Source organism: Kluyvera sichuanensis, assembly GCF_014218705.1.
GTDB classification, from domain to species: domain Bacteria; phylum Pseudomonadota; class Gammaproteobacteria; order Enterobacterales; family Enterobacteriaceae; genus Kluyvera; species Kluyvera sichuanensis.
This window is the reverse complement of the sequence record NZ_JABBJF010000012.1, coordinates 73,878-87,147: the sequence shown is the minus strand read 5'-3', so window position 1 is coordinate 87,147 and position 13,270 is coordinate 73,878. Positions and strand designations below refer to the sequence as shown.

10 protein-coding genes are annotated in these 13,270 nt (G+C 57.6%); 8 read left to right on the top strand and 2 right to left on the bottom strand.

Annotated features, from left to right (window positions below):
* Positions 1 to 4: 4 nt before the first annotated feature.
* Positions 5 to 763 carry a phosphonate metabolism protein PhnP gene (gene phnP / locus HII27_RS14220; RefSeq protein ID WP_185668482.1) on the top strand — a complete coding sequence of 253 codons (759 nt, stop codon included), beginning with the start codon at positions 5 to 7 and terminating at the stop codon, positions 761 to 763.
* Here phnP and yjdP read toward each other — a convergent pair.
* Positions 760 to 1,098: a DDRRRQL repeat protein YjdP gene (gene yjdP / locus HII27_RS14215; RefSeq protein WP_185668481.1), complete on the bottom strand. Its 339-nt coding sequence runs from the start codon at positions 1,096 to 1,098 to the stop codon at positions 760 to 762. The two genes, phnP and yjdP, sit on opposite strands and share 4 nt — an antisense overlap.
* A gap of 315 nt (positions 1,099 to 1,413) precedes the next feature.
* On the opposite strand from yjdP, the gene HII27_RS14210 reads away from it, so the two are divergent.
* From HII27_RS14210 to HII27_RS14185, 6 genes are all read left to right on the top strand, one after another.
* On the top strand, positions 1,414 to 1,689 hold the full coding sequence (locus HII27_RS14210; RefSeq protein ID WP_185668480.1) for a YtcA family lipoprotein: 276 nt from the start codon (positions 1,414 to 1,416) through the stop codon (positions 1,687 to 1,689).
* A gap of 19 nt (positions 1,690 to 1,708) precedes the next feature.
* Positions 1,709 to 2,740, top strand: a complete 1,032-nt coding sequence (mdtN, locus tag HII27_RS14205; RefSeq protein ID WP_185668479.1) for a multidrug transporter subunit MdtN — start codon at positions 1,709 to 1,711, stop codon at positions 2,738 to 2,740.
* Entirely contained in the window at positions 2,740 to 4,695 is a 1,956-nt protein-coding gene (mdtO, locus tag HII27_RS14200) for a multidrug efflux transporter permease subunit MdtO (protein WP_185668478.1), read from the top strand. Before mdtN ends, mdtO begins: the two co-directional genes overlap by 1 nt.
* Positions 4,692 to 6,146, top strand: coding sequence for an MdtP family multidrug efflux transporter outer membrane subunit (locus HII27_RS14195; protein ID WP_191092094.1), 1,455 nt, complete (start codon positions 4,692 to 4,694; stop codon positions 6,144 to 6,146). The genes mdtO and HII27_RS14195 overlap by 4 nt, the downstream gene beginning before the upstream one ends.
* Before the next feature lie 287 nt (positions 6,147 to 6,433).
* On the top strand, positions 6,434 to 8,581 hold the full coding sequence (gene fdhF, locus HII27_RS14190; protein ID WP_185668477.1) for a formate dehydrogenase subunit alpha: 2,148 nt from the start codon (positions 6,434 to 6,436) through the stop codon (positions 8,579 to 8,581).
* A gap of 92 nt (positions 8,582 to 8,673) precedes the next feature.
* The gene (locus HII27_RS14185; protein WP_185668476.1) at positions 8,674 to 9,363 is read left to right on the top strand and encodes a tetratricopeptide repeat protein; all 690 of its coding nucleotides are present in this window, start codon (positions 8,674 to 8,676) and stop codon (positions 9,361 to 9,363) included.
* A 127-nt stretch (positions 9,364 to 9,490) separates the two neighbouring features.
* Here the strand turns inward: HII27_RS14185 and gltP are convergent, their stop codons facing one another.
* Entirely contained in the window at positions 9,491 to 10,804 is a 1,314-nt protein-coding gene (gene gltP, locus HII27_RS14180) for a glutamate/aspartate:proton symporter GltP (RefSeq protein WP_185668475.1), read from the bottom strand.
* Between the two features lie 414 nt (positions 10,805 to 11,218).
* Between gltP and acs the strand changes: the two genes are divergently transcribed.
* On the top strand, positions 11,219 to 13,177 hold the full coding sequence (gene acs / locus HII27_RS14175) for an acetate--CoA ligase (protein WP_185668474.1): 1,959 nt from the start codon (positions 11,219 to 11,221) through the stop codon (positions 13,175 to 13,177).
* The last annotated feature ends 93 nt before the right edge of the window (positions 13,178 to 13,270 follow it).

Genomic DNA, 13,270 nt, shown 5'->3' with positions numbered 1-13,270 from the left:
CTGTATGAGTTTGAGCCTCACCCTCAGCGGTACCGGCGGCGCGCAGGGCGTGCCCGCCTGGGGCTGCGACTGCCTGGCCTGTATGCGGGCACGACGCGCCCCGCAGTATCGGCGGAAAGCCTGTAGCGGCGTGGTCCGCTTTAACGATGCCGTGACCCTGATCGACGCCGGGCTGCACGATCTTACCGATCGCTGGCCCGCCGGATCTTTTCAGCAGTTTTTGCTCACCCACTACCATATGGATCACGTGCAGGGGCTGTTTCCGCTGCGCTGGGGCGTGGGTGACACCGTTCCGGTCTACGGCCCGCCGGATGAACAGGGCTGTGACGATCTGTTCAAACATCCCGGCCTGCTGGATTTCAGCCACACCGTGGAACCGTTCGTAGTCTTTGATTTGCAGGGATTGCAGGTCACGCCCGTACCGCTCGAACACTCGAAGCTCACCTTTGGCTACCTGCTGGAAACGCCGCATAGCCGCGTTGCCTGGCTCTCGGATACCGCCGGGCTGCCGGAGAAAACGCTGACCTTTTTAAGCAATAATCGCCCGCAGGTGATGGTGATTGATTGCAGCCACGCTCCACGGGAGCAGACGCCGCGCAACCATAGCGATCTGGCGACGATTCAGGTACTTAACGACGAGATCCGCTGCCCGCGCGTTATCCTGACGCATATCAGCCACCAGTTTGATGAATGGATGATGACCCACCTGCTGCCGCCCGGCATTGAGGCAGGCTATGACGGTATGGAAATTCGCCTGGATTAACGGTCGTAATCGTCGTCGAGGCGCTGCTCGTCGTCCGACAGCTGACGGCGTTCCTGGTCGAGCTGGCGTTGGCGATCGTCAAGCTGGCGTCGGCGGTCATCAAGCTGCCGACGACGATCGTTATATTGCTGGCTGCTCTGCGTACTGCGGCGATCGTTATAGGATCGATCGTCGTCATCCCGATCGCGGCTGGAGCGATCGCTGCTGCCCAGGTTGTAGGCATCGTTGATCGCCTGCTGAATATTGCCAATGGCGTCATCGATAATATCGGCATGCGCGAGCTGGCTGGTCAGCGACAGCGCGCAGAAGCATACGGCGGTGAGGTAACGTTTCATAGGGCCAGTCTCGTCAGGGAGCTGGCGGTAGGTTATGCAAGTGTGCACCATCGGTGTAGCGGAGGAATCTCAATTCAGCCAGCAAACAGCGAGATGCAGACGATACCAAAACAAGCCTAAAATAAGCCCGCCGGCATTCAAATTCATAATAAATATAATAACGACCACAAGAAATATAAAATATAAATAAGTTATGAATGCGATAGGAAAATAAAGCTATTTTTCTCCTGAGAAAAAATAGCCATACTGTCTCTTCTCATGGCTATTTTATATTCATCATAAATATTGTTAGAAATACACAGGATGTATTCTATTATGCAAATCATAAAATCCAGGATTAGGATAGCGCTAGAAAAAATGGCCTGGCTGATGCCTGCGCTAGGGCTGACGGGGTGTTCGTTATCCCCCGCCATCCCGGTCATTGGCGCCTATTACCCTGGCTGGCTGTTCTGTCTTATTATCGGCGTTATCCTCACGCTTATTTCACGGCGAATTATCCTTAATCGATACCCCTCATTGGCATTGGCCAGCGTGATTTATACCGCCCTCTTTGCTCTTTACTCCATGCTGGTCTGGCTGGTCTTTTTCTAACTCACATTGAGATGCGCTCATGGAAAGCTCGCAGAATAAAACTCTTCGCAACAAAATACCGGCCCTGGCGCTGACGCTGCTCGCGTTAATTGTCCTGATCTGGGTTATCTGGCGTATTGATAGCGCGCCTTCAACTAACGATGCCTATGCCGCTGCCGACACTATCGACGTGGTCCCGGAAGTGAGCGGGCGCATTATTGAACTGGCGGTGCACGATAACCAGCAGGTCAAGCAGGGCGATCTGCTTTTCCGCATCGACCCTCGCCCTTATGAGGCCAATCTGGCAAAGGCCGAAGCCTCACTGGCGGCGCTGGATAAACAGATCATGCTGACCCAGCGCAGCGTCGATGCGCAAAAATTTGCGGCGGGCTCCGTTGAGGCGTCCGTCGGCAAAGCGCGCGCAGCGGCTAAACTCGCCAGCGACACGCTGCGCCGCACCGAACCGCTGCTATCGCAGGGTTTTGTCTCGGCGGAAGACGTTGACCGTGCGCGCACCGCGCAGCGCGCCAGCGAAGCCGATCTCAACGCCGTGCTGCTGCAGGCGCAGCAGGCCGCCAGCGCCGTCAGCGGCGTGGATGCGCTGGTCGCCCAGCGTGTGGCAGTAGAAGCGGATATCGCGCTGACTAAACTGCACCTCGAGATGGCCACCGTGCGCGCGCCGTTCGACGGCCGCGTGGTATCGCTGAAAACCTCCATCGGGCAGTTCGCCTCCGCCATGCGCCCTATTTTCACCCTCATCGACACCCGCCACTGGTACGTGATTGCCAACTTCCGTGAAACCGAGCTAAGCAACATCCACGCGGGTTCCCCCGCCACCCTGCGCCTGATGAGCGACAGCGGCAAAACGTTTACCGGCAAGGTCGATTCCATTGGCTTCGGCGTGCTGCCAGACGACGGCGGCATCGTGCTCGGCGGCCTGCCGCGCGTCTCCCGCTCCATCAACTGGGTGCGCGTGGCCCAGCGCTTCCCGGTGAAAATCATGGTCGATAACCCGGACGCTGACATGTTCCGCATCGGCGCGTCGGCGGTTGCCAGCCTTGAGTCACAATAATGAACGCGCTCCATTACCTGCCGCTGCCGCTGGTCAGGCTGCTGGCGTTTTTCCATAAGGAGCTGAGCGAGCGTCGTCCCGGCCGGTTGTCACAGACGCTGCAGCTGTGGATTGGCTGCCTGCTGGTCGTGCTTATCTCGATGACCTTCGAAATCCCGTTTCTCGCCGTTTCGCTAGCGGTGCTGTTCTATGGCATTCAATCGAACGCGTTTTACACCAAATTCGTGGCGATACTGTTTGTCGTCGCCACGGTGCTGGAGATTGGCAGCCTGTTTCTGATCTACAAATGGGCCTACGGCTACCCGCTGGTGCGCCTTATCATCGCCAGCCTTATCCTGCTGGGCTGCATGTTTATGATGCGCACCCATCGGCTAGGGCTGGTCTTCTTCGCGGTGGCTATCGTCGCCATTTACGGTCAGAGCTTTCCCGGCATGCTCGACTATCCCGAAGTGGTGATGCGCCTGACGCTGTGGTGCATCGTGGTGGGCCTGTACCCTACGCTGCTGATGGTGCTGATGGGCGTGTTGTGGTTCCCCAGCCGTGCCGGAAGCCAGATGCGAGAAGCGCTCTGCGCCCGGCTGGATGACGCCCTCAAACGGCTGGCAGGCGAAGGCGCACCGCGGGCGGAAACCGACGTCGAGCGGGAAATTCTGGCGCTGCAAAAGCTGAATGTTTTCTGTATGGCCGATGATGCTGGCTGGAAAGCACACTGCGCCTGGTGGCAAAACGGCGTCAATACCGTGAGCTATCTGTACAGCACGCTGAACCGCTACGATGCCGCCACTGCCGCGCCAGCCCCGGCGTTCGTCGCACGGCTGAGGGCGGAAATCCTCTCACTGCGGCAGTCAATCACCGAAGGTAAACCGTGGCAAAGCGCATGGCAGCTCAGCGCCGAGGAACGCGCAGCGGCAAAGGCCTGCGGGCTGGAGAATCTCTGCGAGCAGCTGCGCCAGCTTGGCCTGATGGACCCCAACACGCCGCCATCGCCCGCCGTCAAAGCGCCGTCATTCGTCGCGGATGCCTTTACCAACCCGGCCTACCTGCGTTATGCCCTCAAAACGCTGCTGGCCTGCCTGATCTGCTTTATCTTCTATTCCGGCGTCGACTGGGAAGGCATTCACACCTGTATGCTGACCTGCATTATTGTCGCCAATCCCAGCATCGGCTCTTCCTACCAGAAAATGGCGCTGCGCTTCGGCGGCGCGCTGGCCGGCGCACTGCTGGCGCTGCTGGTGACGATCGCCATTATGCCGTGGCTGGACGGCATCGTTGAACTGCTCGCCGTACTGGCGCCTATCTTCCTGTTTGGCGCCTGGATAGCGACCGGATCGGAACGATCGTCCTATATTGGCACCCAGATGATCGTCACTTTCGCGCTTGCCACGATCGAGAACGTTTATGGCCCGGCCTACGATCTGGCGGAGATCCGCGATCGCGCCGTCGGGATCCTGATTGGCACCGCCGTCTCCGCCGTTATCTACACCTTTATCTGGCCGGAAAGTGAAGCCGTCCCTCTGCGGCACAAGCAGGCTGGTGCGTTAGGGATGCTCGGCAAACTGCTGCGCCTTCCGCAGCAATCTCCGGCAACGCAGCGTGACTATCTCAAGCTGCGCATTGGCTGCCACGCGGCCTTTAATGCCTGTGAGGAGATGGGCGAGCGCGTGGCGCTGGAACCCCATCAAGCCACCCATCTTGCTCACTGTCAGAGCGTGATTCGTTCGGGCCGCGAGATCCTCTACGCCTGGGATGGTGCTGAGGCACCGGAACCGGCGCTTGCCGAAGCGCTGGAGCAGTATGCCGCCGCGCTGGCGCAGGGTATCGCCTCCGCCCCGCCGCTCTCACCGCAGCAGAGCGAACCCGCACAGCGCGTCGCGCAGCAAATAGCCCGTTTACCCGATTGGACCTCCCCGGCCGAACGCGCCGGGGAACAGGCGCAAGGAGCCACCCCATCATGACCCGAACCCTTTTTCGCATCCTGCTGTGTAGCCTGTTGAGCAGCACCGCTACGCTCTCCGGCTGCGCGCTAATCCGCAGCGATTCCGCCCCCCATTCACAGCTGCAGCCGGGGCAGATAACGCTGGCTGACGATATCCATCTCGCCAGCCAGGGCTGGCCGCAGGCGCAGTGGTGGCAGCAGTTTAATGACCCACAGCTCACGGCGCTGATTGAAAAAACGCTGACCGGGTCGCACACGCTAGCCGAAGCCCGGCTACGCGAAGAGAAAGTGCAGTCGCAGGCCGATTTACTCGAGGCCGGGTCGCGGCTACAGATGGCGGCGCTGGGGATGGTTAACCGCCAGCGCGCGTCGGCCAACGGCTTCCTCGGCCCCTACGCCCTGGACGCGCCGCGCCTGGGCATGGACGGCCCTTACTACACCGAAGCGACCGTCGGCCTGGTGGCCGGGTTGGATTTCGATCTATGGGGCGTACACCGCTCTGCCGTCTCGGCGGCCATTGGCGCGCAAAACGCTGCGCTGGCCGAAACGGCGGCGGTAGAACTGGCGCTGTCGACCGGCGTAGCGCAGCTTTATTACAGTATTCAGGCGAACGACCAGATGCTCGACCTGCTGCAGCAAACCCACGACGTCATTGACTACGCGGTGCGAGCGCACCAGAGCAAAGTCGCGCAGGGGCTGGAGGCGAAAGTGCCTTATCACGGCGCGCGCGCGCAGATGCTGGCAGTGGATAAGCAGATAGCCGCCGTCAAAGGGCAAATCAAAGAGACTCGCGAATCGCTGCGGGCGCTGATGGGCGCAGAGGCGAACGAGCTGACGGAGATAAAACCAACGGTGCTGCCGCAGGTGCAGGTGGGTATCCCGCCGATGCTCTCTTACAATCTGCTCGCGCGCCGCCCAGATTTGCAGGCCATGCGCTGGTACGTGCAGGCCTCGCTCGATCAGGTGGAGGCAGCACGGGCGCTGTTCTACCCAAGCTTCGACCTCAAGGTCTTCTTCGGGCTGGACGCCATCCATATTGACGAGCTGTTCAAGAGCACCAGTCGGCAGATTAACGTCATCCCCGGCCTGCGTCTGCCGCTGTTCGACGGCGGGCGATTGAACGCCAACCTGAAAAACGCGCGCGCGGGCAGCAATATGCTGATTGAACGCTACAACCAGTCGGTCCTTAACGCCGTTCGCGACGTGGCGATCGGCGGTACGCGTCTGCAAACGCTGAACGATGAGCGCACAATGCAGGCCGAACGCGTCGATGCCACCCGTTATAGCCAAAGCGCCGCCGAAGCCGCCTTCAGCCGTGGGCTCGGCAGCCGACTGCAAGCCACCGAAGCGCGCCTGCCGGTGCTGGCGGAAGAGATGTCGCTGCTGATGCTCGACACCCAGCGCGTAGTGCAGGGGATTCAGCTGATTAAAACGCTGGGCGGCGGTTATCAGGCCGCGCCGGTTAAGTAGGCCGGAACTGCCTCGGCGTCGCGCTGCTCGGCCGGGCTACGAGTGCCAATATCAGGTAGCCCGGACGAGGCGCGCCAGCGCCGACTCCGGGATCGGTTCTCCTCCCAACAACGTCACCCGTTTTTCCCTTCGACACGTCAAATATGACGACAGCCTGTTTTTCGTCAGCGTTTTGTCCAAAAATCAGCCGTATTATCAGGGAATGCCCACAATAAAAAAGTGGCATAAAAGATGCATACTGAGGGCGACAGCGCGTATGCGCGATTTGATTAACTGGAGCGAGACCGATGAAAAAAGTCGTCACGGTTTGCCCGTATTGCGCATCAGGTTGCAAAATCAACCTGGTGGTCGATAACGGAAAAATCGTCCGGGCAGAGGCGGCTCAGGGGAAAACCAACCAGGGTACCCTGTGTCTGAAAGGCTATTATGGCTGGGATTTTATTAACGATACCCAGATCCTGACGCCACGCCTGAAAACCCCAATGATCCGTCGCCAACGTGGCGGCAAGCTGGAATCCGTCTCCTGGGACGAAGCGCTGAATTACGTGGCCGATCGCCTGAACGCGATCAAAGCGAAATACGGCCCGGATGCCATTCAGACTACCGGTTCCTCACGCGGAACGGGTAACGAAACAAACTACGTCATGCAAAAATTTGCGCGTGCGGCGATTGGTACTAACAACGTCGACTGCTGCGCACGCGTCTGACACGGCCCTTCGGTTGCAGGTCTGCACCAATCGGTCGGTAACGGCGCAATGAGCAATGCCATCAACGAAATTGATGACACTGACTTAGTCTTTATCTTCGGGTACAACCCGGCTGATTCCCACCCTATCGTGGCGAATCACGTGATTAACGCCAAACGTAAAGGGGCGAAAATCATCGTCTGCGATCCGCGCAAAATTGAAACCGCGCGCATTGCCGATATGCATATCGCGTTGAAAAACGGCTCGAATATCGCGCTGCTCAACGCCATAGGTCATGTCATTATTGAAGAAAACCTGTACGACAAAGCGTTCGTCGCCAGCCGTACCGAAGGTTTTGAAGAGTACAGCAAGATTGTCGAAGGCTATACGCCGGAGTCCGTCGAAGCGATTACTGGCGTCAGCGCGCAGGAAATTCGTCAGTGTGCGCGTATGTATGCCGGTGCGAAAAGCGCGGCCATCCTGTGGGGCATGGGTGTTACCCAGTTCTATCAGGGCGTGGAAACCGTCCGTTCGCTGACCAGCCTCGCCATGCTGACCGGTAACCTCGGTAAGCCAAGCGTGGGCGTGAACCCGGTTCGCGGTCAGAACAACGTTCAGGGTGCCTGCGATATGGGCGCACTGCCGGATACCTATCCGGGCTATCAGTACGTGAACAACCCGGCTAACCGCGAGAAATTCGCCAAAGCCTGGGGCGTAGAAAGCCTGCCAGCACATACCGGCTATCGCATCAGCGAACTGCCGCACCGTGCCGGGCATGGCGAAGTTCGCGCCGCGTACATTATGGGTGAAGATCCATTACAGACCGACGCAGAGCTCTCCGCGGTACGTAAAGGCTTCGAAGATCTGGAACTGGTTATCGTCCAGGATATCTTCATGACCAAAACCGCTGCTGCCGCAGACGTCATCCTGCCGTCTACGTCATGGGGCGAGCATGAAGGCGTCTTCTCGGCCGCTGACCGTGGTTTCCAGCGCTTCTATAAAGCCGTTGAGCCGAAGTGGGATCTGAAAACCGACTGGCAGATTATCAGTGAAATCGCGACCCGCATGGGCTATCCGATGCACTACAACAACACCCAGGAAATCTGGGATGAGTTGCGTAATCTGTGCCCGGATTTCTACGGTGCCACCTACGAAAAAATGGGCGAACTGGGCTATATCCAGTGGCCTTGCCGTGATACCGGCGATGCCGATCAGGGGACGTCTTACCTCTTTAAAGAGAAGTTCGACACCCCGAACGGTATGGCGCAGTTCTTCACCTGCGACTGGGTAGCGCCAATCGACAAGCTGACCGAGCAGTATCCGATGGTACTGTCGACGGTGCGTGAAGTTGGCCACTACTCTTGCCGTTCGATGACCGGTAACTGTGCGGCGCTGGCAGCACTGGCGGATGAACCGGGCTATGCCCAGATCAACACCGCTGATGCGGCGCGTTTAGGCATTGAAGATGAAGCGCTAGTGTGGGTGAACTCCCGCAAAGGCCGCGTCATCACCCGTGCCGCAGTGAGCGATCGTCCGAACAAAGGCGCGATTTACATGACCTACCAGTGGTGGATTGGGGCCTGTAATGAGCTGGTAACCGAGAACTTAAGCCCGATTACCAAAACGCCTGAGTATAAATACTGCGCCGTGAACGTTGAGCCGATTGCCGACCAGCGTGCCGCTGAGCAGTATGTTATTGATGAGTATACGAAGCTGAAGGCCGGACTGCGCGAAAGCGCAATGGGCTAAGCGGACTCGTTTCAACGCCCCCATTCGGGGGCGTTTTTTTATCCTGCCAATCTCTTTATACTGCCCCCTTCCTCGACTACCTACATAATAAGATGACACGACTTTTTGCATTATTATGGTTATGCCTGACGGCGCTGTCAGCGTACGCCGACGAGCCGGGCAGCCAATACCTGAAAGCCGCCGAAGCGGGAGACGCACGGGCGCAATACTATCTGGCCGATACCTGGTTTAGCTCCGGCGACCTGAGTAAAGCTGAATTCTGGGCACAAAAATCCGCCGACAGCGGCGATGCCGATGCCTGCGCCCTGCTGGCGCAGATTAAAATCACTAACCCGGTAAGCCTCGACTATACCGAAGCCAAAGCGCTGGCCGAGAAAGCCGTCAAGGCGGGCAGCCGTGCCGGTGAAGTGATCCTGGCGCGTATTCTTATCAACAGCCAGGCGGGGCAAACCGACTACCCGCGGGCGATTACGCTACTCCAGCAGGCATCAATGAACGCCGAGAGCGATTTCGCGGTGGATGCGCAGATGCTGCTGGGGCTGATTTACGCCAACGGCGTGGGCGTGAAGGAAGATGACGAAAAGGCGACGGACTACTTCAAAAACAGTTCCGCACTCTCTCGCACCGGCTATGCCGAGTACTGGGCCGGGATGATGTTCCTGAGCGGCGAGAAAGGGTTTATCCCGCAGAACAAACAGAAAGCATTGCAGTGGTTGAACCTGAGTTGCACGGAAGGGTTTGATACCGGGTGCGAAGAGTTTGATAAGGTGAGTGCGGAGTAGTTTTTTCCCGGGGTCGCATGCGCTCGCCCGGGCTACGTTACTGTAGCCCGGCCAAGCGAAGCGCCGCCGGGATCTGCACCGTCCCCAAAAACAATAATGCCGGGCAAGCCCGGCATTATTGTTCTATTTATTGATCGGCAGTTTTATCAAACTTGCCGAGCATCTCGCGCTCATACGCCAGCGCTTTCTTGCGGTCAAACTTGTGCTCCCACTTGGCGATAACCAGCACCGCCAGCGCGTTACCCACCACGTTCAGCGCGGTACGCGCCATGTCGAGAATACGGTCAACGCCGGCAATAAATGCCAGACCTTCCAGCGGAATACCAACGCTGCCCAGCGTCGCCAGCAGTACCACGAAGGAGACGCCCGGCACGCCCGCGATCCCTTTTGAGGTCACCATCAGCGTCAGCACCAGCACGATTTCCTGCCAGATGGAGAGGTCGATACCGTACAGCTGCGCGATAAAGATAGCCGCGATGCTTTGGTACAGCGTGGAACCATCAAGGTTAAACGAGTAACCGGTCGGCACCACGAAGCTGGTGATAGAAGCCGGTGCGCCGTAGGCTTCCATCTTCTCGATAATGCGCGGCAGCACGCTTTCGGAGCTGGCGGTGGAGTATGCCAGAATCAGCTCGTCTTTCAGGATACGAATCAGGATCCAGATGCTCAGCCCGCAGATACGCGCCACGATGCCCAGCACCACCAACGCGAAGAACAGGATAGCGAAATGCACCAGCAGCACCAGCTTCGCCAGCGGCCACAGCGAGGCGAAACCGAAGTTAGCCACCGTCACGGCGATCAGCGCGAATACGCCAACCGGGGCGTAGCGCATCACCATGTGGGTGACCTTGAACATGGTTTCAGAGATCGAACGGAACACCGTAACCAGCGGTTCGCGGTGGGTGGCAGGCAGCGAGGAGAGCCCCAGACCAAACAGCACCGAGAAGAAGATAATCGGCAGCATGTCGCCTTTCGCCATCGAGGCGATGATATTGGTTGGCACCAACGACAGGATGGTGCCCATCAGACCATGCGCATGGCTTTGCACTTCGGCGGTGGTGCTTTGGTATTTCGAAATGTCCACCGTCGCCAGCTGTGACATGTCGATCCCTGACCCAGGCTGGAAGACATTCGCCATGGTAATACCGATAATAATCGCTACCGTGGTGATCACTTCGAAATAGATGATGGTTTTTGCGCCAATTCGTCCTAACTGTTTTGCATCGCCGACGCCGGCTATTCCCACGATCAGCGTAGAAATAACGATCGGCACCACAATCATTTTAATCAGGTGGATGAATATATCGCCAGCAGGTGATAACAGATTCATAACTAGCCAGTCGCGGCTATCGCTATGATAATGCAGGTAACTACCGAGAATAATACCCAGCACCAGGGCAATCAGAATTTGCCAGGCCAGGCTGATTCGAGCTTTTTTCATAACTGCAGACTTCCTCAATGAAAAATACCATGCCAAACCGGAATGGTATCCATTTGAAAGGGGGTGATTTGTGTTGCGTTTACTTTTAGAGGTTTTTAACGCGCAATATCAGTATCATCTGCACGGTATCTCGCGCAACCCTTTCAGAACAGGGCTTTTCACTGCCTAAATCCATATTACCGCTGATTTCTACCAGTAATTATTTATAAGCTTTTGTTATAAAAAAAGAAAAAATCGGTATTTTTCTATAAATCCCCCTGCGGAATTATTTTTGTTCAAAGAATCAAATGAACGTTATTTGAACAATTCCAATATTGCGTGATCTGCCGCGCAAATAGTAAACAAAGCGTCTTCTCCCTCTGTTATTAACTTTTATGAGACATATTATTAACATCTTACAAGGAGAAAAAAAGCATGAGCCAAATTCACAAACACTCTATTCCTGCAAATATTGCAGAACGCTGCCTGATAAACCCGGAGCAATACCAGACCAAATATCACCAGTCAGTCACCAACCCGGATGCGTTCTGGGGTGAAGAGGGAAAAATCCTCGACTGGATGCAGCCTTACACCAAAGTTAAAAACACCTCCTTTGCCCCTGGCAACGTCTCCATCAAATGGTACGAAGACGGCACCCTGAACCTGGCAGCAAACTGCCTGGACCGTCATCTGGAGACCCGTGGCGACCAGACCGCCATCATCTGGGAAGGCGACGATGCCTCCCAAAGCAAACACATCACTTACCGCGAACTGCACCGCGACGTGTGTCGCTTCGCCAACACCCTGCTATCGCTGGGCGTGAAAAAGGGCGACGTGGTGGCTATCTATATGCCGATGGTGCCGGAAGCGGCGGTGGCGATGCTGGCCTGCGCCCGTATCGGTGCCATCCACTCCGTTATCTTTGGCGGCTTCTCACCGGAAGCCGTTGCCGGTCGTATCATCGACTCCAGTTCTCGTCTGGTGATCACCTCTGACGAAGGCGTTCGCGCTGGGCGCAACGTACCACTGAAGAAAAACGTCGACGACGCGCTGAAAAACCCGAACGTCAAAACCATCGAAAACGTGGTGGTGCTGAAGCGCACCGGCGGCAATATTGACTGGCATGAAGGCCGCGACCTGTGGTGGCACGACCTGATGGAAACCGCCAGCGACCAGCATCAGCCTGCCGAGATGAACGCCGAAGATCCGCTGTTTATCCTCTATACCTCCGGTTCCACCGGCAAGCCGAAAGGCGTGCTGCACACTACCGGCGGTTACCTGGTGTACGCCGCGACCACCTTTAAATATGTCTTCGACTACCATCAGGGCGATATCTACTGGTGTACCGCCGACGTGGGCTGGGTCACCGGTCATAGCTATCTGCTGTACGGCCCGCTGGCCTGCGGCGCGACGACGCTGATGTTCGAAGGCGTGCCAAACTGGCCTACCCCGGCGCGTATGTGCCAGGTGGTGGACAAGCATAAGGTCAACATTCTCTATACCGCGCCAACGGCGATTCGTGCGCTGATGGCGGAAGGCGATAAAGCCACCGCGGGCACCGACCGCTCTTCCCTGCGCATTCTGGGTTCCGTCGGCGAGCCGATTAACCCGGAAGCCTGGGAGTGGTACTGGAAGCAGATCGGCAACGAGAAGTGCCCGGTGATGGACACCTGGTGGCAGACCGAAACCGGCGGCTTTATGATCACCCCGCTGCCGGGCGCTATCGAGCTGAAGGCCGGCTCCGCCAGCCGTCCATTCTTCGGCGTGCAGCCTGCGCTGGTTGATAACGAAGGCCATCCGCAGGAAGGAGCGACCGAGGGTAACCTGGTGATTACCGACTCCTGGCCGGGCCAGGCGCGTACCCTGTTCGGCGACCATGAGCGCTTTGAGCAGACTTACTTCTCCACCTTCAAAAACATGTACTTCAGCGGCGACGGCGCACGTCGTGATGAAGATGGTTACTACTGGATCACCGGCCGCGTCGATGACGTGCTGAACGTCTCCGGCCACCGCTTAGGTACCGCAGAAATCGAATCGGCGCTGGTTTCACATCCGAAAATTGCCGAAGCCGCCGTCGTTGGCATTCCGCACAACATTAAAGGCCAGGCGATTTACGCCTACGTCACGCTGAACCACGGCGAAGAGCCGACGCCAGCGCTGTATACCGAGGTGCGCAACTGGGTCCGTAAAGAGATTGGCCCATTGGCAACCCCGGACGTGCTGCACTGGACCGACTCGCTGCCAAAAACCCGTTCAGGCAAGATCATGCGCCGTATTCTGCGCAAGATCGCCGCTGGCGACACCAGCAACCTGGGCGATACCTCTACGCTCGCCGATCCGGGCGTGGTGGACAAACTGCTGGAAGAGAAGCAGGCCATCACGATGCCGTCATAAGGGCAGACTTCCCCCTCTCCTGTTCACCGGGAGAGGGTCGGGGTGAGGGTGCACCGCCGTACACCGCCCCTCGCCCGATCCTTTTTCCGTTCG

Bases quoted from the DNA above. Each gene is read 5' to 3' on its own strand.
- phnP (WP_185668482.1), top strand. From the start codon at position 5: ATGAGTTTGAGCCTCACCCTCAGCGGTACCGGCGGCGCGCAGGGCGTG.
- yjdP (WP_185668481.1), bottom strand. From the start codon at position 1,098: ATGAAACGTTACCTCACCGCCGTATGCTTCTGCGCGCTGTCGCTGACC.
- HII27_RS14210 (WP_185668480.1), top strand. From the start codon at position 1,414: ATGCAAATCATAAAATCCAGGATTAGGATAGCGCTAGAAAAAATGGCC.
- mdtN (WP_185668479.1), top strand. From the start codon at position 1,709: ATGGAAAGCTCGCAGAATAAAACTCTTCGCAACAAAATACCGGCCCTG.
- mdtO (WP_185668478.1), top strand. From the start codon at position 2,740: ATGAACGCGCTCCATTACCTGCCGCTGCCGCTGGTCAGGCTGCTGGCG.
- HII27_RS14195 (WP_191092094.1), top strand. From the start codon at position 4,692: ATGACCCGAACCCTTTTTCGCATCCTGCTGTGTAGCCTGTTGAGCAGC.
- HII27_RS14185 (WP_185668476.1), top strand. From the start codon at position 8,674: ATGACACGACTTTTTGCATTATTATGGTTATGCCTGACGGCGCTGTCA.
- gltP (WP_185668475.1), bottom strand. From the start codon at position 10,804: ATGAAAAAAGCTCGAATCAGCCTGGCCTGGCAAATTCTGATTGCCCTG.
- acs (WP_185668474.1), top strand. From the start codon at position 11,219: ATGAGCCAAATTCACAAACACTCTATTCCTGCAAATATTGCAGAACGC.